We start from the raw sequence: 25,459 nt of genomic DNA, 5'->3' as shown, positions 1-25,459 counted from the left end.
ACCCTTCAGCACCCCACCCTCCCCCCGACAGCACAACAGAAGAAGCGAGAAGACGACGGATGACGACCGTTGACCCGGCTCCCCCACCACCCATGCGGCTGCGGGAGCTCGTTTTCGGGGCGGCCTGCGCCGGAGCCGTGCGCGCCGCCGTACGCCTGGGCGTGGCGGTCGCACTCGACGGCACCCCCATGACCGTGGACGGACCCAGCCAAGGAGGTGAAGAGCCCGCCGCACACCCTGCGGTACGTCGCCCTGTGGTGCACCGAACCGTGGACCTGGAACGTCTGGCCGCTGCTCGACGAGGCGGTCCGCTCGGGCGGCAACGTCTTCGAGGACGCCTACGGCCGGGAGTTCTTCGACCACCTGGGCGAGGACGCCCCCGAGTCCGCGCACGTGTTCAACCGGGCCATGACGGTGTCCAGCGAGCAGTCCGCACGGGACGTCGCCGCGCTGCTCGACCTGGACGACGTCTCCTCCGTCGTGGACATCGGGGGCGGCCAGGGCCACGTCCTGGCCGGGCTGCTGGAGAAGCACCCGGACCTCCCCGGCACCCTGCTCGACCTGCCCGGCGTGGTGGAGAACGCCGACCCCCGGCTGTGGGAGGGCAGCGCGCCGGCCGGCCGGGCCCGGCTCCTCGCCGGGGACTGCCGCCAGGACATCCCCGCACGGGCGGACCTCTACCTCATCAAGAACGTCCTGGAGTGGGACGACGACAGCACCCCCGCCGGGTCCTGGCCGACATCCGCGCGGCCGCGCGGCCCGGAGCACGCGTCGTCGTCATCGAGAACCGCGTCGACGACACCCCGTCGATGCGGTTCACCACGGCCATGGACCTGCTGCTGCTCCTCAACGTCGGCGGCGCCAAGCACACCCGAAGGAGCATGACCGACCTGCTGACCGACGCGGGCCTGGTCATCGGCGAGGTCCGGCCGGTCAACGCCTACCTGCACGCCTTCGAGTGCGCCGTCCCCGGCTGATCCGCACCGGCCCGTACCGTCCGGCCGACGCGTTCCGTGCAGGCCGACCCCGAGGCCGCCGGCTCCGTGACGTACACGGGACCGGCGGCCTCGGGGTTTTCCGGGCTGTCCGCTCAGGAGCCGGCGCCGCGCTCCCAGTGGTAGAAGCACTGCGCCATGGCGTCCTTGGGGCCGCGCCAGGTGTGAGGGTCGTACGGACTGACGTACGCCTCAAGCTGTTCGCTGATGCCGCGGAACTCGGGGTGCCCGGCCACTTTTGCGATGGCGGGCGCCGGGTCCCGCTCGGACTCGATGAGGTGCAGATACACGTCGTCGCCGAACTGGAAGAGCCGACGCCTGTTCACCCCGATCAGGCGGGGGAGTTCACCCCGGTCGGAGGCGGCGAACACATCGGAGATCTGCGACGCCGAACCGGGCGCCATACGGGCCACGATGAGTGCGTGGTGCATCGACGGTCCTTTCCGGATCGGTCGGCGGTCAGTGGGAGGTGACGGACGCGGTGCTCCTGCGCTCGCCGGTGGCCTGCTCGATCCGGTCCCGGATGAGCGCCAGCTGCGTACGCGAGTTGCGGTTGATGTTGTCCGTCATCCAGGCGTCGTCGACCGGGGCGTCGGGCTTCATCGCGAAGTCCTGCGTCCAGTTCATCCGGACGCCGCCCGGCAGCTGTTCGTACTCCCACAGGATGTCCATGTGGGCGAAGGGACCCGTCTCGACACGGCGGGCGCGCACGGTCCGGCGGGCCCGGTCGGGGGTGCGCTCGGAGACCCAGCTCCACACTTTCCCGTTGTCGTCCGGGTGCATGGTCAGGCGGAACGTCGTGGTGTCGCCCTCGCGGGAGAGCACCTCGACCGACGCGTACTCGCTGAACAGGTTCGGCCAGTTCTCGAGGTCGTTGGTCATCTCCCACACGAGGTCGAAGGGAGCGTCGACGGTGATGCTGTTCTCGGTGTGTCCTGCCACTTTCAGGCTCCAGCCTTGAGGGTGCTGTTGACGAGGTCCAGAAACTCCCGGGGCGACTTGCAGCGCTCCGAGTCGGGGGGAAGCGAGAGGCCGTACCGGTTCTCCAGCTCGCCGACGATGCCGAGCAGGCCGAGCGAGTCGAGGCCGAAGGAGTCGAAGGGGGACTCCGCGGACTGCTTCAGCTCCTGCGGGTCGACGGTGATGCCGGCCGCCTTCTTCATCAGGGCGGCCAGTTCGTTGACGGTCACTTCGGTGGTGATCATGAGGGTCTGCTCCTTCCCCGCCCGGGCCTACCGGGCGGATTCGCCACCGCGGCGCACGATCAGCGCCGCGTTGGAGCCCATGAGTCCCCTGCTGAGGACGAGGGCCGTGCGCAGCTCGGCGGGCCGAGCGCGCGACATGACCAGGTCGAGGTCGTGGCAGATGTCGAACACGTTGGGTGTGGGGGGCACCTGACCGTGTTCCATGGCGAGCACCGCGGCCACCGTGTCCAGCACGGGTGCCGCGCAGTGGGCCCGTCCGAAACCCGTCTTGGGCGCCGTGACGGGGACCCGCCTGCCGTGCGCGCCCAGCGTGTCGGCGATCGCCAGTGCCTCGGCGCGGTCCGCCTCCGGTACGCCCATCGCGTCGGCGAACACCACGTCGATGTCCTCCGGAGCGGCGCCCGCCTCGTCGAGGGCTCCGCGGATCGCCCGGGCCAGGCCCTCCCGTGACTCCTCCCAGCGGGAGGCACCGGTGAAGGTGGCAGCGTGGCCGGCGAGGGTGGCCCGCACCGGCACCCCACGCTCGCGGGCGCGGTCCTCGTCCTCGACGACGAGCAGCGCACCGCCCTCGGCGGGCACGAACCCGCAGGCATTCGAGGTGAAGGGACGGTAGGCGAGATCCGGGTCCTCGACAGTGCTGATCTCGGGATAACCGAGCTGGCAGACCATCGAGTACGGGGCCAGCGGGGCCTCCGCGGCACCGACGATCATCGTGTCGGTGCCGCGCCGGACCGCCCCGGCGGCGTGCGCGAGGGAGTCGAGGCCGCCGGCCTCGTCGCTCGCCACCACCCCGCACGGGCCCTTGAAACCGCTACGGATGGAGATCTGGCCGGTGCTCGCGGCGTAGAACCAGGCGATGGACTGGTACGGACCGACGAACCGAGGGCCCTGCCCCCAGAGTTTCTGCAGCTCACGCTGCCCGAACTCGCCGCCTCCGGAACCGGCCGCGGTGACCACGCCGATGGAGAACGGATCCGCGGGATCACCGCTGCCGAGCCCGGCGTCGTCGAGGGCGAGGGCGGCGGCCGCCATCGCGAAATGGCTGAACCGGTCGGTCTGGACCAGGAACCGGTCCTCGATGAGGGCCGCCGCGTCGAAGGAGCGGACCTCACCCGCCACCCGCAGCGGCAGATGACCGCAGCCCTCGCGGGTGATCCGGTCCAGCACGCCGATGCCTTCGCTGACGGACTTCCAGTAGGCGTCGGTCCGCTGTCCGTTGGGCGCGATCACACCGATGCCGGTGATGGCCGCGCGGCGGAGGCGCTGAGTACTCATGGTGTCCTCCCGCCCGGCCCGGTCAGCAGCACCGCGGACTGGAAGCCACCGAACCCGCTGCCGACGGAGAGCACGTTCCTCAGCCTCCGGGGGCGGGCGGTGCGCGGCACGTAGTCCAGGTCGCACTCGGGGTCGGGGGTCTCGTAGTTCGCCGTCGGCGGTACGGTCTGGTGCTTCAGTGCGAGCACGCAGGCCACCACCTCGATCGCGCCGATCGCGCCCAGCGAATGCCCCACCATCGACTTGATGGAGCTCATGGGCGTGTCGTAGGCGTGGGCGCCGAGGGACCGCTTCACCGCGGCCGTCTCGTGCCGGTCGTTCTGCCGGGTGCCGGAACCGTGCGCGTTGACGTAGTCGATCAGTGTGGGGTCGAGACGGGCCTGGTCGAGCGTGCTGTCGATGGCCCGCGCCATCTCCAGGCCCTCGGTGGTCAGACCGGTCATGTGGTAGGCGTTGCCGAAGGTGGCGTACCCGCCGATCTCGCAGTGGATCTGTGCCCCGCGCGCCCGTGCGTGCTCGTACTCCTCGAGAACCAGCACCGCCGCGCCCTCACCCATCACGAAACCGTCGCGGTGCGCGTCGAAGGGACGGGAGGCGTGCTCCGGGTCGTCGTTGTTCGGCGACGTCGCCTTGATGGCGTCGAAGCACGCCATCGTGATCGGCGAGATCGGCGAGTCGGACGCCCCGGCGATGCAGACGTCGGCCCGGCCCTCGGCGATGGTGTGGAAGCCGTACCCGACCGCGTCGAGTCCCGAGGTGCAGCCGGTGGAGACGGTCTGCACGGGGCCCCGCGCGCCGAACCGCTCGGCGACGACCGCGGCGAGCGTGCTCGGCTGGAACGCCAGGTGCAGCTTCGGGTCGGCGGCCCGGTGGTCCACGTCCCAGCGCGAACCGTGCTCGCTGACCCGGACGTAGTCGTGCTCCAGCCGGGTGGTGCCGCCGACCGCGCTGCCCAGCGACACCGCGGTGCGCCAGCCGTCGTCGCCCCCCGGGTCGAGCCCGGAGTCGCGGACCGCCTCGCCGGCGGCGACCACGGCGAACTGGATGTACCGGTCGGCGTGCTGGCACAGATCCGGCTCGAGACCGTGGCCGAACGGGTCGAAGTCGCACTCGGCGGCGATCCGCGAGCGCAGCCCGCTCGGGTCGAACAGGGTGATGCCGCGGGTCGCGGTGCGGCCGGCCGACAGAAGGTCCCAGAACGCCGTCGCCCCGGTGCCGCCCGGAGCGACCACCCCGATACCGGTGACGGCCACCCGCCGGGTCACTTTATGGCCTCACTGCGTCCGGCCGGCCGATCCTGCCCGGTCCCGGACGCGACCGGCCCGCCCACGGTCAGCTGAGGGCCGGCCTCGGAGCCGGCGTTCTCCTCGGTGTCGACGTGCCCGAGGCTCGGATGCGGGGCGAGCGGGCCCAGGTGGAAGACCATGCGGGCCTCGGCGTCGGAGACGTTGCGGAAGCGGTGCCGCATGTCGATCGGGATCATCAGAGCCTGCTCGGCCCGCAGCGCGAAGGGCTCCCCGTCCAGGTCGACTTCGAGCGCGCCGCTGACGACGTACACGAACTCCTCGGAGTACGGGTGGTAGTGCTCGCCGATGCGCTCACCGGGCTGGATGACGGCCAGACCCATGAAGCCGCTGGTGGAACCCACCGTGGCCGGGGTGAGGAGGGTCCTGAGATCGCCTCCGCGCCTCCTGTTGGGTTCCGTCTCGCTCAGGTCCACGATGCGTGGATGCTGTTGGGACATGGTTGGTACCTCCGGGTGGGGCGGGAGACGTCCGGGCGGGGCGGCCGCGGACGTCACCGCGGTTTGCCGTCAGAAATCCGCTGTGCTGCGGTCGGTGACGGGCAGCATGTCGGCGTGCGACAGGAGCCGGTTGAGGTTGCGCTTCGAGTTCAGCGGGACGTCGACGCCGATCGCAGCGCCGTCCAGGAGCCGTTCCAGTTCCGCAGCCTTCCCCGCGCCCTTGATGCCCAGGGCCCATTCGGGATCGAGGTCGAGGGCGCCGGTGACGTCGACCATGCGGACCACGATGTCGTCGCGCTGGAAGACGGTGCTCGTGAAGATGCGGCTGTCCGGGTCGCCGACCGCGGCCTCGTCCTGGTGGGAGAGGAACCGGGCCAGCTCCATGCCCTGCCCTTCGACGGCCGGGTAGTACAGCGCGTGCCGCCGCAGACCGGTGGGCTCGGGGCCGTCCGCGCGGATGTGGTGCACGGAGGGGAGCGCGGCCCGGGTGAAGAACACCCGCGCCGAGCCGGGGTCGGACAGATCCCGTTCCTGCTCCAGGTGGGGGTCTATGGCTGTTTCGATTGCCCGGATCTCGGGCTGGCCGGCCACGTGGCGCAGTGCCGCGGCCAGGTCGCCCTCGACCTCCATGCACCGCACCACGCGGTTGCCGTGCATGAACACGGAGGTGCGGCGCAGCCTCGTGTCCGCTTCCAGCAGGGCCTTGGGAGACGTGTACCCGGCCAGGTGCTCCGCGACCTTGGACTCGCTGCCCGGCTTGACGGTGAAAGTGAGCGCGTGACGGGCCACCCCGTCGCCCACGCGGACCTGCGCCTGCAGACCGGACCGCGTCTTCGCCCCGGGGCGCGGCTCCGTCTCGCGCAGGACGCTGTAGCGCATGGAGCGGGTGTCGCGGACACAGCTGTGCATCGGGCGGACGATCTCGATGTGCTCCTCGCTGTTCACCCAGGCGAGGAAGGGAAGCGCGCTCTCCCACTCGCTGGTGATGAGCCACTGCGAGGGGTTCTCGATCGACTGGCAGAGCTGGTCCTGGATGTGCCCGGGAATGGACGCGACCTTGCTCCTCATGTGCTCGTAAGCCTCGAGGAACTGTTCCTGTGCCCCGTCGTACAGGTCGAGCAGCAGAATCACCCGCAGCCTGGAGCCGTCGAACGCCGAATGAGCTATGCGTCCCGCCGTGGGTCCCGTCGTACGTTCCGTCGTGGTCATCCGGCGCACCTCTCCTCTTCTTCACGAAAGGCTCTTCAGTGGAGGTCGGAAACGACCCCGTCGCCGAAACGGCCGGGCTCGCCCTGAACCGATCGTCGGGGCGCCCCGCGAAGTGCGCGAGACACACGGCGCAGGTGGGTGAACCGCGCGTCAACCGGGTGCCGCCAGGACACGGAACGACTCGTACCGGGCATGAATGCGGCGTCCTTTCCCCGCCCGTCCAGAGCGACGCTGGAGGCAGTTCAATGAACCGATTGCAAGAGACCGGCGAGACCGGTCACCGCACGCCCGTCCTCATCGTGGGCGGCTCCCTCGTGGGCCTGTCGATGTCCGTGTTCCTGGGGCGTCTGGGCGTGCCGCACACACTCGTCGAACGTCACACGGGCACGTCGATCCACCCGCGCGGGCGCGGCAACAACGTGCGCACCATGGAGCTGTTCCGGGTGGCCCAAGTGGAGCAGCAGATCAGGGAGGTCGCGTCGGTCCTGGCGGACAACCACGGCATCATGCAGACGCCGAGTCTGGCGGACGGCGACGGCGAGTGGCTGTTCAAGGAGATCGACCCCGGGGGCGGGCTGGCCCGGTTCAGCCCCGCCGGGTGGTGCCAGTGCAGCCAGAACGACCTCGAGCCGGTGCTGCTGGCCCAGGCCCGCGAACTCGGCGGCGATCTGCGCTTCGCGACCGAGCTGATGTCGTTCGACCAGGACGGCGACGGGGTGACGGCGCGGGTCAAGAGCCGGGAGACCGGCGAGCACACCACCATCCGAGCGGACTATCTGGTCGCCGCGGACGGACCGCGCAGCCCCGTGCGGGAGCGGCTCGGCATCGGCCGGAGCGGTCCGGGGGACCTGTTCCACAACGTGAGCCTCACCTTCTCCTCACGCGGCCTCGCGGGCGTCGTCGGCGACCGGCGGTTCATCGTCTGCTACCTGACGAACCCGGAGGCCGACGGGGCGCTGCTGCCCGTCGACAACACCGAGAACTGGGTGTTCCACGCCCCCTGGCACCCCGAACACGGCGAGACGCTCGAGGAGTTCACCGACGAGCGGTGCGTCGCCCACATCCGGCGGGCGATCGGCGTGCCGGACCTCGACGTCAAGATCACCGGCCGGGCCGCCTGGCACGCCGCCGAGCGGGTCGCCGAGAGGTACACCGACCGCCGGGTGTTCCTCGCCGGCGACTCGGCCCACGAGATGTCGCCCACCGGGGCGTTCGGTTCCAACACCGGTATCCAGGACGCGCACAACCTCGCCTGGAAGCTGGCCGCCGTCCACGGTGGCTGGGCGGGCCCCGGACTGCTGGAGTCCTACGAGGCCGAGCGCCGGCCGGTCGCCGAGGCGACCAGCGCCCGCGCCTCGAACCGTTCGGTCGAGCACAGCCACCCCGGCTACACGCCCGCGGCGGGCGCCGGCAGCAAGGGCCCGAAGGGCGGAATCCTCAACGTGGCGCTGGGCTACCGCTACCCGCAGGGCGCGGTCGTCGGCGGCGATCCGGCGGCACCGGTCGTCCCGGAGGGCCTGCGGCTGACGGGGGAGCCGGGCACCCGGGCCCCCCACCTGTGGCTGGACCGTGACGGCGTCCGCATCTCCACCCTCGACCTGTACGAGCGGTCCCTGGTGCTGCTGACCGGCGAGTCCGGCGACGCCGCCTGGCACGCCGCCGCGGCGCAGGCGGCGCAGCACCTGCGGGTGCCCCTCGACGCCTACCGGATCGGCACCGGCCCCGCCGCGGACCTGGCGCCGGACGACGGCGTGGACTGGGCACAGGCCCACGGCGTCACCGGGGACGGCGCGGTCCTGGTCCGCCCCGACGGATTCGTGGCGTGGCGCTCCGAAGGGGCCGTGGCGGACCCCGCGAGGGCGTTGCGGAAGGCCGTCACGGACATCCTGGCCCGGGAGCGGGACTGACGGTGCGCGCGGCGAGGCGGCGTCAGGCTCCCCCGACGCCGCCCTGCCGTCCCCGCTCCGCCTTGGCCTTGTGCTGTTCGAACCGCTGGACCGCGGGCCCGTCGTCGTTCCACGGCCACGGGGTCACCGCGCCCTGGAGCGCCTCGAACACATGGTTCGCGTCGACGGCCCGACCGGCCGCGCACAGCGCGTACGCCAGGACGTTCAGGTCCGCCTGGGCCGCCGCGTGCTGGAAGAATCCCGGCTTCGCCCAGAGGGAGGCGGCCTGCTCCAGCGAGGCCGCGATCTGTCCGCTCTCCCACAGCTGACCGGCCGTCATGGCCCGGACGCCGCCCTGCGCCACCAGCCCCTGGTACTGCCGGACGGTCGCGGTCAGCTCGATCGCTGCGCACGGCGCGTTGGCCGGTATCCGGGTGCGCACCACGTCGATGAAGTCGAGGACGGCCGCGCTCGAGCCCCCTTCCTCCGGCGACAGATGGGCGAGCATCTGCAGATAGGCCTCGCGGTGCCAGCGGTCGCGTCCGGTGGCCTCCCGCCAGATGGCGTTGACCTCGCTCTGCGGATACCGCTCGAGGCGGGCCATGCCGAGCAGGGCCACCCAGGGCAGCGGATCCGCCGGCTTCAGCTCCGCGGCCCGATGGCACTGGGTCACCACCTGTGCCGCGTCCTCCAGGTGTCTGTCCCGCAGGCCGCGCATCAGAGCGACCCAGGAGTGGAACACCAGAGCGTCGGGGTTCTTCGGCTCCCTGGTCAGCCAGGCCGAGGCCAGGTCGGACCCCGATTCGGCCGTCTCCCCGGCCAGCACGGCCACCCGATGGCTGCGCCGGTCCCAGTTGTCCCCGGTTTCCTCAAGAAAGGCCGCGACGAGGGTCACCTCCGTCGACTTGACGCTCCCGCCGCGTTTGCCCACCTGCCGGAGGAGGCGCGCGAGGGCGACGTCATCGAGGGCGGGGACGAGGCGGGGACGTTTACCGGTACGACTGCTGAAGAGCGACATGACCGCAGACTAGGAACTGTTTCGGGTTCGGCAACAGATACGAGCCGATCGTTACCGATCCGGACCTCAGAGTGACATGGTTTGAGCATGCCGAAGGTGGCTGAGGGCCTGAACAGGCGCTCAGCTCCTGGTGGTCGGGGAGAACGATGCAGTACGAGGGGGCGGCGCACCGGTTCGCCGGCCCGCCCCCTCGCGCTCTTCCGTCGGTGTGTCCTTCCGTCCGTTCGGCCGTGCCCGGCCGGTCAGGGAGCCGGCGCCGGGAAGGTCGGGTACTCCACGCCGGAGACGTACTGGACGACCCGGACGACCTGGGAGGAGTAGCCGAACTCGTTGTCGTACCAGAGGTACAGGATCGCGTTGTCGCCCTCGACCTTGAGGGCGCCGGCGTCGACGATCGAGGCGTGCCGCGAGCCGATGAAGTCGCTGGAGACCGCGTCGGGGGCGCTGACGAAGTCGATCTGGCGCTTCAGCGGCGAGGTGAGCGACACATCGCGGAGGTACTCGAGTACTTCGGCGCGGTCGGTCGCGCGGCCCAGCTGGAGGTTGAGGATCGCGATGGAGACGTTCGGCACCGGAACCCGGATCGAGCTGCCGGTGATCGTCGCGTCGAGGTCGGGCAGCGCCTTGGCGACGGCGGAGGCGGCACCCGTCTCGGTGATCACCATGTTCAGCGGCGCGGAACGGCCGCGGCGCTCGGACTTGTGGTAATTGTCCAGCAGATTCTGGTCGTTGGTGAACGAGTGGACGGTCTCCACATGGCCGCGCAGTACGCCGTACTCGTCCGCCATCGCCTTGAGCGGCGGGACGATCGCGTTGGTGGTGCAGGAGGCGCAGGAAAGGATCTGCTCGTCCGGCTTGAGGGTGTCGTGGTTGACGCCGTGCACGATGTTGGGCACGTCGCCCTTGCCGGGCGCGGTCAGCACGACCTTGTCCACACCGGGGCGCAGGTGCTGCGAGAGGCCCTCGCGGTCGCGCCACTTGCCGGTGTTGTCGATGAGGATGGCGTTCTTGATGCCGTACGCCGTGTAGTCCAGCTGCGACGGGTCGTCGGCGTAGATCACCTTGATGGTGTTGCCGTTGGCGACGATCGTGCTGTTCGCCTCGTCCACGGTGATCGTGCCCTGGAACTGGCCGTGCACGGAGTCGCGGCGCAGCAGGGAGGCGCGCTTGACGATGTCCTGCTCGCCGCCCCGGCGGACCACGATGGCGCGCAGCCGCAGGCCGTTGCCGGAGCCGGACTTCTCGATGAGCAGGCGGGCGAGGAGCCGGCCGATGCGGCCGAAGCCGTAGAGGACGACGTCGCGCGGCTCACGGCGGTCGATTTTGTGGGCGCCGGTGGCTCCGGCTACGGCCTCGGCGGTGAACTCCGCCACCGACAGTGCGCGGTCGTCGGTCCGGTAGGTCGCGGCGAGCAGACCGAGGTCGATCTGGGACGGACCGAGGTCGAGCGCGGTGAGCGCCTGGAGGAAGGGCAGCGTCTCGGTGACCGACAGCTCCTGGCCGGAGATCTGACGGGCGAAGCGGTGGGTCTTGAGGATCGAGACCACCGACTTGTTCACCAGGGAGCGGCTGTGCAGCAGGACGGTGACGTCCCGCTCGCGGTGCAGCTTCCCGATGATCGGGATCATCGACTCCGCGATCTCCTCGCGGTGCTTCCAGCTGGTGAACGAGTCTTCATTGACAGTCACAGGATTATCTTTCGAGCTAGGCGGCGCTCATATGATAACCATGCCGGTCAGAGGGCTCCGATGGGGCCTCCCTTCCGGCGCCGGGAGGATTGCGAACCGTGCGATCGGGTACGCGTGCAGGACCGTGCCCGGAGCGGATCCTGGTCCGGTCGGCAGAAGGCCGATCGGCCGGTCCGCCTTCTGCCGGTCCGCCGCTCGCGGATCGCTCGTTGCGGATCGCCGATGGTCGTCGCCGATTCCGTCCGGGGCGGGTCCGTACGACCGCCGCTACGAGGGAAACCGCCATGGAGATACCCGCGCACGAGAACAATGCCCCCACGTCCGCCCAGCGGGCTCTGGACGCTCTCGCCGACAACACCCAGGACACGGCGGCGCTGGACGCCCTCGCCGACAGTGATGTACTGATCCCCGTGCCCGACGACGCGGGTGACGAGGCCGTCGACCCCGGCGCGGTCGCGCTGCCGGTGATGGAGCAGCCGGACGGCATCCAGGTGGTGCCGGTCTTCACCTCGGAACTGGAGATGTCGGGGCTGCTGCCGTTCGTCTCCCGCTACCGGCTGGTGCCGCTCGGGGCGCTGGCCGCGCAGTGGCCGGCCGACGAACTGTCCCTCACCATCGACGGCAGCTCGGAGCACCGCCTGACACTGACGTCCGAAGGGGTGCGCACCCTGCTGGCCCGCCCCTAGGGCCAGGGCACCTCAGGTGGATCATGCCGGGCCCCCGCGGGCCCGGCATGATCCGAACGAAGATCCTGGGCGTGCCGCGGACGTCCGGTGCGGCGGACTACTCGCCCAGCGTGCGGGCCAGGGCCGCGCGCTGGAGCGGCAGTACCTCGGCGTGCAGGTCGCGGCCCTTACGGGTGAGCGTGACGTAGACGCCCCGTCGGTCCTCCACGCAGAGGCTGCGGGTGACCAGGCCGTCCTTCTCCAGTCGGGCGATGAGGCGGGACAGCGCGCTCTGGCTGAGGTGGACGCGCCCGCCCAGGTTCTGCACCCTGCAGTGCTCGCCCTCCTCGGGCGACGCGGTCGCGAGCAGGTCGAGCACCTCGAAGTCGGAGGCGCCCAGGCCGTGCGGATGCAGCGCGCGGTCGATCTCGCCGAGGGTGCGCGCGTGCACCGACAGAATCTCCCGCCATCGCTCCTCGAGCCGGATGCCGGCCGTCTTCACTGCCATGAGTGAACGGTAACACTTGTTCGTAATTCAACTAATGGCTGGACGGTGTACGGGCCTGCGCGCGTCACGCCCCGTGGCCGGCGCGCCCCTATGCCGACTCGCGCTTCACCAGTTCCGTCGGGAGGATCACCGTGGCCGGGTCCTCGCCGCCCACCTGGGCGAGCAGAACCCGCACCATCTCGGAGCTGATGCGGTCCCACGGCTGGCGGATCGTGGTCAGGCCGGGGCTGGTGGAGAGGGCGGCCTGGGAGTCGTCGAAGCCGCCGACCGCCACGTCCTGGGGCACCCGGCGTCCCGCGCGGTGCAGTGCCGTCAGCACGCCCTGCGCCATCAGGTCCGAGGCGACGAACACGGCGTCGATGTCGGGCGCCCCGGCCAGCAGGCGCTCCGCGCCCGCCTCGCCGCTGGCCCTGCTGTAGTCGCCGGAGACGATGAGCCGCTCGTCGATCGCGATGCCGGCCTCGGCGAGTACCTCCTTGTACCCGGCGAGACGCTCCACGCCGCCCGGGGTGTCGAGAGGGCCGGTCACCACGCCCACCCTGCGCCGGCCCAGTCCCAGCAGATGGCGCACCATGTCACGGGCGCCGTCCCGGTCGTCCGCGGCCACATAACTCACCTTGGAACCCAGTCCGATCGGCTTGCCGCACGCGACCAGCGGCACGCCCGCGGCCCGCAGCTCCTCGGCCACCGGATCGCCCGAGTGGCTGGAGACCAGCAGCACTCCGTCGACGTGCCCGGCGGCGATGTACCGCACTATGCGCCGCCGTTCGGCCTGCGTGCCGGCGATCATCAACAGCAGCGGGATGTCGTGCGCGGCCAGTGCCTGCGTGCAACCGCGCAGCAGGACATTGAAGTTGGGGTCCTCGAAGAACCGCTCCTGGGGCTCCGTCAGCAGGAAGCCCACCGAGTCGGACCGGCCGGTGATCAGCGAACGGGCGTGCCGGTTCACCACGTAACCCGTCCTGCGGATCGCGGCGTCGACCGCCTGTGCCGCGGACGGGCTGACGTAGTGGCCGCCGTTGAGCACGCGTGAGACGGTGCCGCGCGAGACACCGGCCTCACGCGCCACGTCGTGGATCGTCGGCGGCCTGCGCCTGCCCCCCGTGTTGCCCATGGTCATGACTTTACGGCCCCGGACAGCAGGTCCAGGCTCCAGAACCGCTGGATGACCAGGAAGAGGGCGACCAGCGGGAACACCGCGAGGAACGCACCGGTGATCACCAGGGTGTACAACGCCGGGGTGCTGGCACCCTGTTCGAGGAGCGTGTACAGACCGAGCGTGATCGGGAACTTCTCGTCGTCGCTGAGCATGATGTACGGCAGCAGGAAGTTGTTCCAGATCGCGACGAACTGGAACAGGAAGACCGTCACCAGTCCGGGCAGCATCATCGGCAGCGCGACCCGGGTGAAGATCCGCCACTCGCCCGCGCCGTCCATCCGCCCCGCCTCCACCACGTCGGACGGCACCGACGCCGCGGCGTAGATCCGCGCCAGGTAGACGCCGTACGGGGAGAGGATCTGCGGCAGCAGCACGGACAGGTAGGAGTCCGTGAGGTCCGCCTGGGCGAGCAGCAGGTACTGCGGGACGGCGAGGATCACCGGCGGCATCAGGACGCCCGCGAGCAGCACGTTGAACAGCGTCTCGCGGCCCCGGAAGCGGTAGACCGCCAGCGCGTAGCCACTGACCGCCGACACGCACGTCGACAGCAGGGCGCCGAGGCCGGCGTACAGGGCGGAGTTGCCCATCCACTTCCAGTAGACGCCGTCGCGGTAGGTGTTCAGGTCCGAGAGGTTCTCGGTGAAGCCGGTGCCGGGCCAGAACGTGAACGTGGAGAACAGCTCGCTGCCGGATTTGGTCGACGCGATGACCACCCAGACCACCGGCAGCAGGCAGTACAGCGCGCCGAGCAGCAGTGTCAGGGTGGGGACCAGGGCGATGCGGCGGGGCCGCGCCGGACCCCGGCCGGCGCCCGGGGCGGTGCCGGCCACGGACCCGGCCTTGTTCAGGGTCATGGAACTCATCGAGCCGCCTCCTGCTTGTTGCGTCGGTTCGCGGCCCGCAGGAAGCCGAAGGAGAGCACCAGGGTGGCGAGCGCGATGAGGGCGGCCTGGGCGGCTGCCGAGTGGATGTCGCCGTTGACGAAGGCGTCCTGGTACACCTTCATCAGCGGACTCCAGGTGGTGGACACGGAGTTGGTGAGCGGCTTCAGTGTGGTCGGTTCGTTGAACACCTGGAGTGTCGCGATGATCGAGAAGAAGAAGGTGAGTACCAGCGACGGCGCGACCATCGGGATCTTGATCTTCAGTGCGATCTGCAGGGGGGTGGCGCCGTCCAGCTTCGCCGCCTCGTACACCTCGACCGGGATGGCCCGCAGCGCGGTGTAGATGACGATCATGTTGAAGCCGGTGCCGCCCCACACCGCGATGTTCGACAGGGCGAGGAACAGCGGACCGCCGTCCAGCAGGTCCGGCTGCGGCAGGCCGAACCTGTCGAGCACGAAGTAGAACGGGCTCACGTCGGGCAGATACAGGAAGCCCCACAGCAGCGCCGCGATCACGCCGGGTATGGCGTACGGCAGGAAGATCGCGAGCCGGGTGAAGGGCGCGAGCCGCACCCTCTCGGAGTCCAGTATCAACGCGAACACCAGGGCGAGCCCCAGCATCACCGGCACCACGATGCAGCCGTAGCCGAGCACGCGCAGCGCGCCGTCCAGCAGCTCGCTGTCGGAGAGGGCGGTGGTGTAGTTCTCCAGGCCGGCCCAGACCTCCTTGCGGGCACCCGCGCCCAGGCCGAGCCCGGACACCCGCACCTTGCGGAAGCTGAGCCAGATCGCGTACCCGATGGGCAGCGCGAAGAAGAGCAGGAAGAGAACCGTCGCGGGGATCAGGAAGAGGAAAGGGGCGCTCCGGGTGCGCCTGAGTGCGGAGGTGCGGGACGGGCGGGCGTACGGGGCCCCTTCGACCCCGTACGCCTTCCCACGTGCCGGGGATGTCACGGAGCGACCTCGAAGCCCTGCTTCTTCAGGTCGGCGACCGTGTCCTGCTGCATGCTGTCCACGGCCGCGACGAAGTCGGACTTGTTCTTCGCCGCGGCGCCGAAGGCGTCCTTGAACGTCGTGTACGCCACGTTGACGTTCGGGCCCCAGGCGGACGGCGCGGTGGTCTGCGCGATCTCGGCGGCCTTCTGGTAGAAGTCGGGCTGGTTGGAGAAGTACTCCGGCGGGGTGGTGAAGGCGCCGCTGAGCTGGGCCGAGGTGGAGGCGGGATAGATGCCGCTCTCCTTCGCCAGCGCGTTCAGGGCGTCGCCGTCGGTGTTCAGCCAGGCGGCGAACTTGGCGGCGGCCTCCTTGTTCTCGGAGTCCGTGGTGACGCCGGTGGAGGAGCCGCCCCAGCTGCCGGTGCGATTCTCCTCCTCGGTCCACCGGGGGAGCGGGGCCATGGCCCACTTGCCCTTGGTGTCGGGCGCGGCCGTGCTCAGCGTGCCCGGCGCCCACACGGCGCTGACCCACGCGATCTGCTTGCCGGTGTTGAGCGCCTTGTTCCAGGCGGGGGTGTACATCGGCTGGTTGTCGATCGCACCCTCCTTGACCAGGCCGCCCCAGAACTCGGCGACCTTCTTGGTCGCGTCGTCGGAGATCCCGACCTTCCACTGGTCACCCGACGTGCTCCACCACTGCGCGCCGGCCTGCTGGGCCAGCCCCGCGAACAGGCCCGAGTCGTTGGCGGAGAACGTGGTCAGGTCCGTCTCCGGGGACTCCTTCTTGAGCTCCCGCGCGGTGTCCGCGAACTCGTCCCAGGTCGTCGGCACCGTCAGGCCGTACTCCTTGAACAGGTCCTCGCGGTAGTAGAACATCATCGGTCCGATGTCCTGCGGGACCGCGTACACCGCGTCGGTGCCGAGCGTGGTCTGCTGCCAGACGCCGTCCGCGAACTTGCTCTTCGCGTCGCCCACGTCCTTCGAGATGTCGGCGAGCGCGTCATTGCTGACCAGCGTGGGCAGCGCCTGGTACTCCGCCTGTACCAGGTCCGGGGCCTTGCCCGCCTTGTGCGCGGTGAGGATCTTGGTGACCAGCGTGTCGCCGGACGCCTGCTTCTTCACCGTGACCTTGATCTGTTCCTTCTTGCCGGGGCCCTCGTTCCACAGGTCCACGACCTTGTCCATGCCCGGGGCCCAGGTCCAGTACGTCAGTGAGACCGGGCCGGACCGGGCCCCGCTGTCGTCGTCCGACGACGAGCCGCACGCGGCCAGCGTAGTGGCGCCGAGCGTGACCGCTATGGCGGAACTCACGAGGCGACGGTGCTTCGTGTATCGCATGGAACTCTCCCCTGACCTGGGCCCCCGCCTCTCGCGAAGACCTGCTGCCCCAGCTGCGCTCGGCTCGTACCGTGGCTCGCGCTGCTCTGTGAGCGTTCACAGTAGAGAAACATCCCGGACGCTTGTCAATGGTTGTTGCTGTGCGGTTATGTTGGCTCCACGCCACTGAAAGTGTGTGTGTACGTTCCCAGTAGCTCGACATATCGGGAGACAATCCATGCCGGAGATCACCCCCCTGGGCCTCACCGGGCTCGCCTTCGGTGGGGACTACAACCCCGAACAGTGGCCGGAAAGCATCTGGACCGAGGACGTCCGGCTGATGCGTGAGGCCGGCGTCACCATGGTGAGCGTCGGCATCTTCTCCTGGGCCCTGCTGGAGCCGTCGCCCGGCGTCCACGAATTCGGCTGGCTCGACCGGGTCCTGGACCTGCTGCACGAGAACGGCATCCGCGTCGACCTCGGCACGCCCACCGTGGTGCCGCCCGTCTGGTTCTACCGCGCCCATCCGGACGCGCTGCCGGTGACCGCGGAGGGGGTGCGCTACGAGTTCGGCTCGCGCGGCGCCATCTGTCACAGCAACCCCGACTACCGGGCCGCCGCGGCGGACATCACGACCAAGCTCGCCGAGCGGTACGGCAGCCATCCCGCGCTCGCGATGTGGCACGTCCACAACGAGTACGGCGTTCCCGTCTCCGCCTGCTACTGCGACGGGTGCGCCGCCCACTTCCGCCGCTGGCTCGTCCGCACCTACGGCACCGTCGACGCCGTCAACGAGGCCTGGGGCACCGCCTTCTGGGGCCAGCGCTATGCGGACTTCGAGCAGATCAACCCGCCGCGGGCCACCCCGACGGTCGGCAACCCCGCCCAGGCGCTGGACTACCGGCGGTTCGCCGACGCGACCGTGCGGGAGAACTTCGTCGCCGAGCGCGACATCCTGCACCGCCTCTCGCCCGGCATCCCGGTCACCACCAACTTCATGACCGCCCTCAGCCAGTGCGACTCCATGGACTACTGGGCCTGGGGCCGCGAGGTCGACTTCGTCACCAACGACCACTACCTGATGACCGACGGCCGCCGCACCCACGTCAACCTGGCGATGTCCGCCGACCTCACCCGCTCCGTCGCCGGCGGCGCCCCCTGGCTGCTGCTCGAGCACTCCACCTCGGGCGTCAACTGGCAGCCCCGCAACCCCGCCAAGGCGCCGGGCCAGATGGCCCGCAACTCCCTCGCTCATGTGGCCCGAGGCTCCGAGGGCGCCATGTTCTTCCAGTGGCGCCAGTCCAGGCGTGGAGCCGAGAAGTTCCACTCGGCGATGCTCCCGCACGGCGGCACGGACACCCGCGTATGGCGCGAGGTGGTCGAACTCGGCGCGAACGCGGACACATTGAAGCCTCTCCGTGGCACGCGTACCGAGGCGGACGTCGCCGTTCTGTGGGACTGGCACTCGTGGTGGGCGCAGAACCTCGACTGGCGCCCCACCGAGGACCACGACGCCCGCGAACGCGCCGACGCCTTCTACGAGGCGCTCTACGACCGTCACCTCACCGTCGACTTCGCCCATCCGGAAGCCGACCTGTCGCGCTACCCCCTGGTCGTCGTCCCCGCCCTGTACCTGATGACCGAGGCGGCGGGGAACAACCTCAAGGAGTACGTCGAGAACGGCGGCACCCTCGTCGTCTCGTACTTTTCCGGCATCGTCGACGAACACGACGCCGTGCACGACGGCGCCTACCCGGGGGCCCTGCGGGACGTCCTCGGCCTGACCGTCGAGGAGTTCTCGCCGCTCGACGCCGGAGCCCGGGTACGCCTGACCGGCCCCGACGGCTCCGAACTCGGTGCCGACGTGTGGTCCGAGTTCGTGGTGCCGCGCGGTGCCGAGACCGTATGGACCTACGCCGACGGCCTCACCGCCGGCCACCCCGCCGTCACCCGCCACCGCCTCGGCGAGGGCAGCGCCTGGTACGTCTCCACCCGCCTGGGCGCCGAGGGACTGGACACGCTGCTCGGCTGGGCAGTCGAGGACACCGGGATCACCCCGCGCGCCGACCTGCCCCGCGATGTCGAAGTGGTGCGCCGCTCCGGGGAGTCCGGAACCTTCCTGTTCGTGATCAACCACACCGCCGGCGACACCAAGGTGTCGCTGGACACCCCCGGCACCGAACTGCTGACGGGTGAACGCGCCGCGGGCCGCCTGGCGGTCCCGGCCGGAGCCGTCCGGGTCGTGCGACTCGACGGCTGAGCCACGACTCCCCGCCGCCCGCGTGAACAGCGCACACCGCGGGCGGCGGGAGGCCCCCGCCCCACCTCGGGCGGGGGCGCTCCTCCCCCCCCACGTCGAAGGGACGACGAACACCGATGTTCCATCCCAGACGCACACCCGCACGCACACGCTTACGCGTACTCCGGGCCCTGCTGCTGCCGCTCGCCGCGGGGCTCGCCCTCACCGCACTGCCCGCCCAGACCGCGACGGCGGCGAGCACCCTCACCAACGGCGGCTTCGAAGCCGACGGTTCGGGGGCCGCGGCCCCGGCCGGCTGGTCGGAGTACGGCGCCACCGGAGCCTCGTACACCGAGTCCGGCGGCCGCAGCGGAAGCCACCGCCTGTCCCACTGGTCGTCCTCGGCCTACCAGGTGGAGACGTACCAGTACCTGTCCGGCCTGACCAACGGCGACTACAGGCTGACCGCCTGGGTCCGCTCCGGCGGCGGCCAGAACGCCGCATACCTCGCCCTCAAGAACTGCGGCGGCACCGAGCAGCGCACCGACCTGCCGGTGTCCGCCGGCGACTGGATACGGATCGTCGTACCCGTCAGGGTGACGAACAACCAGTGCACGATCAGTGTCAACAGCGACGCCGGCGCGGGCAACTGGATCAACGTCGACGACCTGACCTTCGCCCCGGGCACCTCGGGCCTGGCGGTCAAGGGCGCCGACATCTCGTCCCTGCCCAAGAGCGAGGCCAAGGGCGGCGTCTACCGGACCGCGTCCGGAAGCGCGGGCGACGGCGTCGCCATCCTTCGGTCCTCCGGCATGAACTACGCCCGCCTGAAGGTCTGGGTGAACCCGGCCGACGGATACAACAACAAGGCACGCGTTCTCGCCATGGCGAAGCGAGTCAAGGCCCAGGGCATGAAGCTGCTGGTCGACTTCCACTATTCGGACGCCTGGGCCGACCCCGGCAAGCAGACCAAGCCCGCCGCCTGGGCAGGACACTCCTACAGCCAGTTGAAGACGGACGTGTACCAGCACACGTACGACGTCCTGGACGCCCTCAAGACGCAGGGCACCACCGCGGACATGGTCCAGGTCGGCAACGAGATCAACGGCGGCATGCTCTGGAACGAGGGGTCCACCAATAACTGGACGCAGCTCGCCGGCCTGCTCAACTCCGGCTACGACGCCGCCAAGGCGGTGGCCCCGTCCACGACCGTCGCGCTGCACCTCGCCGAGGGAGGCGACCTCGACGGGACCCGCTGGTGGTTCGACAACGCGGTGTCCCAGGGCGTGAGGTTCGACGCTATCGGCCTGTCGTACTACGGCTACTGGCACGGCACGCTCCACGACTTCCAGACCACCCTGGACGACGCTGCCGCCCGCTACGGCAAGCCGGTCTTCCTCGCCGAGACGGCCTACCCGTTCCGCCTCGACAGCGAGGACGGGCTGGAGAACATCATCGACCTCACCGGAGAACTGGTCCCCGGCTACCCGGCGACCACCGCGGGCCAGACCCGGTGGATGAACGACGTGGCGAGCATCGTGGAGGCCGTCCCGAACGGGCGGGGCCTCGGTGTCTTCTACTGGGAGGCGACCTGGACCGCCCGTACCGGCAACGGCTGGGACCCGGCCGACCCGGCCTCCGGCAACGGCTGGGAGAACCAGGCACTGTTCGGCTACGACGACCGGGCGCTGCCCGCGATGTCGTGGTTCGGCCACCGGTGAGCGTGTGAGGTCCTGACGTACGCCGGGGCCCGGCCGCACACACGACGGTACGTGTGCGGCCGGGCCGCCCGCCGTCGTGCCGTGAAACGGTGGTTCCGTAGAGTCGCTGCACCGTGCAACCACCCTGTGGCCGAGGCGGGTCGACTGTCCCGGCAAGGGTTCCGGAGCGCCTGACACGGGAGCGCCTGACACGGGGGCGCCGGCTGCGGGACAGTGGAGGTGCCCGGAGTAGACGCCGGGGTGGAGGTGGACGACATGATCAGGACTCCCGACGACGGGACACGGCTGCACATCCTCGCCTGGCTGAGGGAACCCGGCCGCGTCGAACACGGCGCCACCCCGGAGGCCGTCGCCACCCGGTTCGGCATGACCCGCCCGGTCGCCCTCACCCACCTCCGGTTGCTCACGGCCGTCGGCCTGCTGCGCACCGGCGGTGCCGCCGGGCGCCCGTACTACCGGTGTGACGAGGTGCGGATCGCCGAGGTCGCGCGGATGTTCGAGAAGGGTTGGTAGTGCATACGATCGAGGGTCTTCCCGGCCGAGGGCGTTAAGCTGGTACTCGCCCGCGAGCACCTCGCGCGGCGCGGCGGTGGGGCCCGCCGTATCCGAACCGCGGAGCCGCCGCCAACGGTCCCTACTTGTGAAGACGCGCGCCCACACACCCTGGGCCGCTCGACGAGTAGGAGACGTACGCCCGTGACACCCCCGCCCGCCGAGGCCCTCCGCGCACGCCCCTCCTTGCGCGCGCACGCTCCTGTGGTCGCCGTGGTGGCGCTCGGCGGGGGAGCGGGCGCCGTCGCCCGTCATGCGGCCGCGCTGTGGTGGCCGACACCGGCGCACGGCTTCCCCTGGACGACCCTGGGGGTCAACATCACCGGCTGCGCCATGATCGGCGTGTTCATGGTGATCATCACCGAGGTTCGTACCGCCCACCCCCTCGTCCGCCCGTTCTTCGGCACCGGATTCCTCGGCGGTTTCACCACCTTCTCGGCCTATGCCGTCGACGGCCACCACCTGTTCGCCGACGGCAGCGGGAGCCTCGCGCTCACCTACCTCGCCATCACCCCGCTCGCGGCGCTCGGCGCCGTGTGGGCGGCCGCGTCCGCGACCCGTCGTGTTCTGAACAGGAGGCAGCCATGACAGGGCTGACCGGCAGTGCGCTGCGCCTGACCGTGTTCATCGGTGAGAACGACACCTGGCATCACCGGCCCCTCTACTCGGAGATCGTCCACCGCGCCCACGCGGCGGGACTGGCGGGCGCCAGTGTCTTCCGCGGCATCGAGGGTTTCGGCGCCTCCTCGCTCGTCCATACCTCCCGGCTGTTGTCCCTGAGCGAGGACCTGCCGGTGGCGGTCGTCGTCGTCGACACCGAGGAGCGGGTACGGGCCTTCCTGCCCGAGCTCGACGCAATCGTCACCGAAGGCCTGGTGACCCTCGATGTCTGCGAGGTGGTCCGGTACCCGGGCCGCGAAGGTCCTTCCGGCACTCCTGGCGCTCCCGGCGTTCCCGGGACGACCGGGACGAAGGGCGAGAGGCCGTGAACTGGCTGCTGGTCGTTCTCGGCGCCATGGCCGGAGCGTCCCTGCGCTACCTCTCCGACCGTGCGGTGCAGTCCCGGCACGATTCGGTGTTTCCCTGGGGGACCTTCACGGTGAACGTCGCCGGCTGCCTGATGCTCGGCCTGCTCACCGGCGCGGTGACGGCGGGCGCCGCGAGTTCGCAGCTGCAGCTCCTGCTCGGAACCGGTCTGTGCGGAGCCCTGACCACGTACTCCACCTTCTCCTACGAGACCCTTCGTCTCGCCGAGGCGGGGGCCGCCCGCTATGCCGCCGCCAACGTCGCGGTGAGCGTCGCGGCCGGTCTGGGCGCGGCGTTCGCCGGTGCGGCCCTGGCCGATACGCTGTGGGCGTGACGGCCAGGGCCGCTGCTCCGTCGCCGCCACCACCGGGCCGCAGTCCCGTCAGCGGGCCTCGCGCAATGGTTCCCCCACGCTCCTGAGGTGGCGCAGCGCCGTGACGTACGAGGCGAACAGCCCTGTCCGGCAGTACGGGATGCCCAGCTCGGCGCAGTACCGCTCGGTGATGACCTGGGCCCGGCCGAGGGCGGGCGTGGGCATGCTGGGGAAGAGGTGGTGCTCGATCTGGTGGTTCAGCCCGCCCATGAAGAGGTCGACCATCGGACCGCCCGTGACATTGCGGGAAGTGAGGACCTGGCGGCGCAGGAAGTCCAGCTGCCGGCCCTCCTCGATCATCGGCATGCCCTTGTGGTTGGGGGCGAACACGGAGCCGAGGTAGATCCCGAACAGGCCCTGGTGGACGGCGACGAAGGCGAGTGCCTTGCCGGGGGAGAGCACCGTGAACAGGCCGCCGAAGTACACGGCGAAGTGGGCGACGAGCAGGGTCCCCTCCAGTACCGGCCGCTTCACTGCCGGGCCGCGCAGGGCCTTGAAGCTGCTGAAACTCAGATTGAGGCCTTCCAGTGTCAGCAACGGGACGAAGAGCACGGCCTGGTGCTTGCCGATGAACCGCGCGGGACCCTGTGCCCGGCCCGCCTGGCGGCGCGACCAGACCAGCAGGTCGGGGGCGACATCCGGGTCCTTCTGCTCGTGGTTGGGATTCGCGTGGTGACGGGTGTGCTTGTTCATCCACCAGCCGTAACTCATGCCCAGCAGCACGTCGGCCACCAGCAGGCCACCCGCCTCGCTGGGGCGACGGCGTGAGAACACCTGCCGGTGCGCCAGATCGTGGGCGGCCAGGGCGAGCTGCCCGAAGACCACGGCCAGGGCCGCCGCGACGAACAACTGGCTCCAGCTGTCGCCCAGGACGAGGAAGACGACGACACCTCCAGCCAGGGCGAGGCCCACCGTACCGAAGCGCAGGACGTAGTAGAGAGGGCGGCGCCTGAGCAGCCCTTCGGCGGCCATGCGCCGCGACAGTTCGGCGAAGTCACTCCCCTTTTCGCCTGCCCGCGCGGTCGGGGTTCTTGTGAGCGCCGTCGGATTGAGCACCGTTGGATTGGCCATGCATGTGATTATGTGAACGGACGTCCCGCCGCAGAATGATGTTGCCCACCGGAGTGAGGGTGTGGGTAGCCCCAGCGCGGGTGTCGCCCCGTCCGGCTTGACACCCCTCGCGTCCGCCCCGCACCATCACTCCCGTGAACCTGTCAGACAGCCAGACAGGTGGGGCCGGGCCGCGGCGTGTCAGCGCGATGGAAGCGGTTCTCTTCCACCTGCGCGACGCCATCGAGCGCGGCGAGTACGCCATCGGCGACAAGCTCCCCTCGGAGGCGGAGCTGTGCCGCACCCTCGAGGTCTCCCGGCCCGTGCTGCGCGAGGCGCTGCGGGCGCTGCAGACCATGGGCCTGACCGCGTCCAGGACCGGCAAGGGCACCTTCGTCGTCGCCGACGCGGTCGGGGACCCCACTTTCGGCGACTACACGGCCGGCGACCTGCTGGAGGTGCGCCGCCACGTCGAGATCCCGGTCGCCCGGTACGCGGCCCGGCGGCGTACCCCCGAGCACCTCGAGCTCCTGCGCCGGCTGCTGGACCGGATGGACCGGGAGACCGACACCACCGTCTGGGCCGCCATGGACACGCACTTCCACCTCGCGGTGGCCGAGGCCACCCAGAACCCGGTGTTCCGCAGGGTCATCGAGGAGATCCGGGACGCGCTGGCGCGTCAGTCCGCCTTTCTCAACCAGCTCGGGGACCGGCGCGAACAGTCCAACCGCGAGCACCGGGCTGTCGTCGAGGCATTGGCCGACGGCTCGGAGGACGCCGCCGCCGAGGCGATGTCGCATCATCTCGAGCGGGTCGGGACGACCCTCACGGCCATCGTGCGCCCGGCGTGCGCGGCCACCCGGACGGCCACCCGCGCGGTTCCGCACACGCATACCCCCACGGCCCCCCACGGGCCCGCCCCCACGGAAGACCGATCCCGATGAACAGCACGTTCCCCGCGGCCGCGCCCCCGGTCCGCGAACCCCTCCACGCCCCTGTCGCCCACCTCGTCCGCGGCGGGATCGTGGAAGGTGTCCACTACGGTTCCGTCGTCGTCCTCGGCGCCGACGGCGAGGTCCGGCTCGGGCTCGGTGACATCGAGGCCGCCTGCTACCCGCGCTCCGCGCTCAAGCCCGTCCAGGCCGTCGCCATGGTGCGGGCCGGTCTCCCGCTCGAGGGCGAGCTGCTCTCCCTCACCGCCGCCAGCCACTCCGGCGAGGAACGGCACCTCGCCGGCACCCGGCGCGTCCTCGCGGGCGCCGGACTCACCGAGGACCACCTGCGCAACACCCCGGACCTGCCGTTCGGCCGGGCCGTACGCGAGACCTGGGTGCGCGAGGGCCGCCCGCCCTCCCGGCTCGCCCAGAACTGCTCGGGCAAGCACGCCGCCATGCTCCTCACCGCACGGCTCGGCGGCTGGTCCCTCGGCGACTACCTCGACCCCGGCCACCCCCTCCAGCGGGCGATCGCCGAGACCGTCGAGGACCTCACCGGGCAACGTGTCGCCCGGGTGACCGTCGACGGCTGCGGCGCGCCCCTGTTCGCCGTCTCCCTGTACGGCCTCGCCCGCGCCGTCGCCCGGATCACCACCGCCCTGCCCGGCACCCCCGAGGCCCGGGTCGCCGACGCGATGCGCGACCACCCCCAGATGGCATCGGGCTCGGGCCGGGACATCGCCGCCCTGATGGGGGCCGTGCCCGGGCTGCTCGCCAAGGACGGATTCGAGGGCGTGCAGGTCGCCGCCCTGCCCGACGGCAGTGCCGTCGCCGTGAAGATCTCCGACGGTGCCGACCGGGCACGCATCCCGGTGACCGCGGCCGCCCTCACCCATGCCGGGATCGACCCGGCCGTGCTCACCGCGTTCGCCGGTGAACCGCTGTTCGGCGGCGGTCTGCCGGTCGGCGGCATCCGCCCCGTACCCGCGCTGGAACCGCTGCCCGGGACCGCCGCACGACGCTGACGGCCTTCCGGAGCGTGGAGCGGCGGGCGGCGGTGTGCCGGGGCAGTGGTC

Annotated in this window: 25 protein-coding genes and 1 pseudogene; 11 read left to right on the top strand and 15 right to left on the bottom strand. The window is 70.7% G+C overall.

What is annotated here, in order from left to right:
• The first annotated feature begins 59 nt into the window (after nt 1-59).
• Nucleotides 60-977: pseudogene (locus ACFYQA_RS28425) on the top strand (methyltransferase).
• A gap of 113 nt (nt 978-1,090) precedes the next feature.
• Here ACFYQA_RS28425 and ACFYQA_RS28420 read toward each other — a convergent pair.
• From ACFYQA_RS28420 to ACFYQA_RS28390, 7 genes are all read right to left on the bottom strand, one after another.
• Nucleotides 1,091-1,426, bottom strand: coding sequence for a TcmI family type II polyketide cyclase (locus tag ACFYQA_RS28420; RefSeq protein ID WP_388923625.1), 336 nt, complete (start codon nt 1,424-1,426; stop codon nt 1,091-1,093).
• 28 nt (nt 1,427-1,454) lie between these two features.
• Nucleotides 1,455-1,937: an SRPBCC family protein gene (locus tag ACFYQA_RS28415; RefSeq protein WP_388923622.1), complete on the bottom strand. Its 483-nt coding sequence runs from the start codon at nt 1,935-1,937 to the stop codon at nt 1,455-1,457.
• A gap of 2 nt (nt 1,938-1,939) precedes the next feature.
• On the bottom strand, nt 1,940-2,200 hold the full coding sequence (locus ACFYQA_RS28410) for an acyl carrier protein (RefSeq protein WP_386391888.1): 261 nt from the start codon (nt 2,198-2,200) through the stop codon (nt 1,940-1,942).
• 27 nt (nt 2,201-2,227) lie between these two features.
• On the bottom strand, nt 2,228-3,475 hold the full coding sequence (locus ACFYQA_RS28405) for a ketosynthase chain-length factor (RefSeq protein ID WP_388923619.1): 1,248 nt from the start codon (nt 3,473-3,475) through the stop codon (nt 2,228-2,230).
• A complete protein-coding gene (locus tag ACFYQA_RS28400; protein WP_388923616.1) occupies nt 3,472-4,740 on the bottom strand; it encodes a beta-ketoacyl-[acyl-carrier-protein] synthase family protein in 1,269 nt (422 codons plus the stop codon). Before ACFYQA_RS28400 ends, ACFYQA_RS28405 begins: the two co-directional genes overlap by 4 nt.
• The gene (locus ACFYQA_RS28395) at nt 4,737-5,219 is read right to left on the bottom strand and encodes a cupin domain-containing protein (protein WP_388923614.1); all 483 of its coding nucleotides are present in this window, start codon (nt 5,217-5,219) and stop codon (nt 4,737-4,739) included. Before ACFYQA_RS28395 ends, ACFYQA_RS28400 begins: the two co-directional genes overlap by 4 nt.
• 69 nt (nt 5,220-5,288) lie before the next feature.
• On the bottom strand, nt 5,289-6,428 hold the full coding sequence (locus ACFYQA_RS28390) for a SchA/CurD-like domain-containing protein (protein WP_388923612.1): 1,140 nt from the start codon (nt 6,426-6,428) through the stop codon (nt 5,289-5,291).
• A 245-nt stretch (nt 6,429-6,673) separates the two neighbouring features.
• Here ACFYQA_RS28390 and ACFYQA_RS28385 point away from each other — a divergent pair, with 245 nt between their 5' ends.
• On the top strand, nt 6,674-8,335 hold the full coding sequence (locus ACFYQA_RS28385; protein ID WP_388923609.1) for an FAD-dependent oxidoreductase: 1,662 nt from the start codon (nt 6,674-6,676) through the stop codon (nt 8,333-8,335).
• Between the two features lie 22 nt (nt 8,336-8,357).
• On the opposite strand, the gene ACFYQA_RS28380 is transcribed toward ACFYQA_RS28385, so the two are convergent.
• Both ACFYQA_RS28380 and ACFYQA_RS28375 read right to left on the bottom strand, forming a co-directional pair.
• The gene (locus ACFYQA_RS28380) at nt 8,358-9,332 is read right to left on the bottom strand and encodes a hypothetical protein (RefSeq protein WP_388923606.1); all 975 of its coding nucleotides are present in this window, start codon (nt 9,330-9,332) and stop codon (nt 8,358-8,360) included.
• A 242-nt stretch (nt 9,333-9,574) separates the two neighbouring features.
• Entirely contained in the window at nt 9,575-11,020 is a 1,446-nt protein-coding gene (locus tag ACFYQA_RS28375; RefSeq protein ID WP_388923603.1) for a glyceraldehyde-3-phosphate dehydrogenase, read from the bottom strand.
• 284 nt (nt 11,021-11,304) lie between these two features.
• On the opposite strand from ACFYQA_RS28375, the gene ACFYQA_RS28370 reads away from it, so the two are divergent.
• Complete coding sequence (locus ACFYQA_RS28370; RefSeq protein WP_388923600.1) at nt 11,305-11,706, top strand: SseB family protein; 402 nt, start codon at nt 11,305-11,307, stop codon at nt 11,704-11,706.
• Between the two features lie 97 nt (nt 11,707-11,803).
• Here ACFYQA_RS28370 and ACFYQA_RS28365 read toward each other — a convergent pair whose 3' ends face one another.
• From ACFYQA_RS28365 to ACFYQA_RS28345, 5 genes are all read right to left on the bottom strand, one after another.
• A complete protein-coding gene (locus tag ACFYQA_RS28365) occupies nt 11,804-12,193 on the bottom strand; it encodes a MarR family winged helix-turn-helix transcriptional regulator (RefSeq protein WP_388923597.1) in 390 nt (129 codons plus the stop codon).
• An 88-nt stretch (nt 12,194-12,281) separates the two neighbouring features.
• Nucleotides 12,282-13,313 carry a LacI family DNA-binding transcriptional regulator gene (locus tag ACFYQA_RS28360; protein WP_388923594.1) on the bottom strand — a complete coding sequence of 344 codons (1,032 nt, stop codon included), beginning with the start codon at nt 13,311-13,313 and terminating at the stop codon, nt 12,282-12,284.
• Complete coding sequence (locus tag ACFYQA_RS28355) at nt 13,310-14,215, bottom strand: carbohydrate ABC transporter permease (protein WP_388923591.1); 906 nt, start codon at nt 14,213-14,215, stop codon at nt 13,310-13,312. Before ACFYQA_RS28355 ends, ACFYQA_RS28360 begins: the two co-directional genes overlap by 4 nt.
• Complete coding sequence (locus ACFYQA_RS28350; RefSeq protein ID WP_388923588.1) at nt 14,212-15,189, bottom strand: carbohydrate ABC transporter permease; 978 nt, start codon at nt 15,187-15,189, stop codon at nt 14,212-14,214. Before ACFYQA_RS28350 ends, ACFYQA_RS28355 begins: the two co-directional genes overlap by 4 nt.
• Complete coding sequence (locus tag ACFYQA_RS28345) at nt 15,186-16,508, bottom strand: ABC transporter substrate-binding protein (protein ID WP_388923585.1); 1,323 nt, start codon at nt 16,506-16,508, stop codon at nt 15,186-15,188. Before ACFYQA_RS28345 ends, ACFYQA_RS28350 begins: the two co-directional genes overlap by 4 nt.
• 217 nt (nt 16,509-16,725) lie before the next feature.
• On the opposite strand from ACFYQA_RS28345, the gene ACFYQA_RS28340 reads away from it, so the two are divergent.
• The 6 genes from ACFYQA_RS28340 (at nt 16,726) to crcB (ending at nt 22,359) form a co-directional block, all read left to right on the top strand.
• Nucleotides 16,726-18,747, top strand: a complete 2,022-nt coding sequence (locus tag ACFYQA_RS28340) for a beta-galactosidase (protein ID WP_388923582.1) — start codon at nt 16,726-16,728, stop codon at nt 18,745-18,747.
• Nucleotides 18,748-18,863: 116 nt separating this feature from the next.
• Nucleotides 18,864-20,447, top strand: a complete 1,584-nt coding sequence (locus ACFYQA_RS28335) for an arabinogalactan endo-beta-1,4-galactanase (protein WP_388923579.1) — start codon at nt 18,864-18,866, stop codon at nt 20,445-20,447.
• Between the two features lie 255 nt (nt 20,448-20,702).
• On the top strand, nt 20,703-20,960 hold the full coding sequence (locus ACFYQA_RS28330; protein WP_388923576.1) for an ArsR family transcriptional regulator: 258 nt from the start codon (nt 20,703-20,705) through the stop codon (nt 20,958-20,960).
• A 183-nt stretch (nt 20,961-21,143) separates the two neighbouring features.
• A complete protein-coding gene (locus tag ACFYQA_RS28325) occupies nt 21,144-21,587 on the top strand; it encodes a CrcB family protein (protein ID WP_388923573.1) in 444 nt (147 codons plus the stop codon).
• Nucleotides 21,584-21,988 carry a DUF190 domain-containing protein gene (locus ACFYQA_RS28320; RefSeq protein WP_388923570.1) on the top strand — a complete coding sequence of 135 codons (405 nt, stop codon included), beginning with the start codon at nt 21,584-21,586 and terminating at the stop codon, nt 21,986-21,988. The genes ACFYQA_RS28325 and ACFYQA_RS28320 overlap by 4 nt, the downstream gene beginning before the upstream one ends.
• On the top strand, nt 21,985-22,359 hold the full coding sequence (crcB, locus tag ACFYQA_RS28315; protein ID WP_388923567.1) for a fluoride efflux transporter CrcB: 375 nt from the start codon (nt 21,985-21,987) through the stop codon (nt 22,357-22,359). The genes ACFYQA_RS28320 and crcB overlap by 4 nt, the downstream gene beginning before the upstream one ends.
• 48 nt (nt 22,360-22,407) lie before the next feature.
• Here the strand turns inward: crcB and ACFYQA_RS28310 are convergent, their stop codons facing one another.
• Nucleotides 22,408-23,469, bottom strand: coding sequence for a fatty acid desaturase family protein (locus tag ACFYQA_RS28310; protein ID WP_388923564.1), 1,062 nt, complete (start codon nt 23,467-23,469; stop codon nt 22,408-22,410).
• A 134-nt stretch (nt 23,470-23,603) separates the two neighbouring features.
• On the opposite strand from ACFYQA_RS28310, the gene ACFYQA_RS28305 reads away from it, so the two are divergent.
• Nucleotides 23,604-24,392, top strand: a complete 789-nt coding sequence (locus tag ACFYQA_RS28305; protein WP_388923561.1) for a FadR/GntR family transcriptional regulator — start codon at nt 23,604-23,606, stop codon at nt 24,390-24,392.
• Nucleotides 24,389-25,408, top strand: coding sequence for an asparaginase (locus ACFYQA_RS28300; RefSeq protein WP_388923558.1), 1,020 nt, complete (start codon nt 24,389-24,391; stop codon nt 25,406-25,408). The genes ACFYQA_RS28305 and ACFYQA_RS28300 overlap by 4 nt, the downstream gene beginning before the upstream one ends.
• Nucleotides 25,409-25,459 lie beyond the last annotated feature (51 nt).

The sequence above is a fragment of the Streptomyces sp. NPDC005774 genome, assembly GCF_042871645.1.
Taxonomy (GTDB): Bacteria; Actinomycetota; Actinomycetes; order Streptomycetales; family Streptomycetaceae; genus Streptomyces; species Streptomyces pratens.
This window is presented reverse-complemented; position numbering and strand designations above follow the sequence as displayed.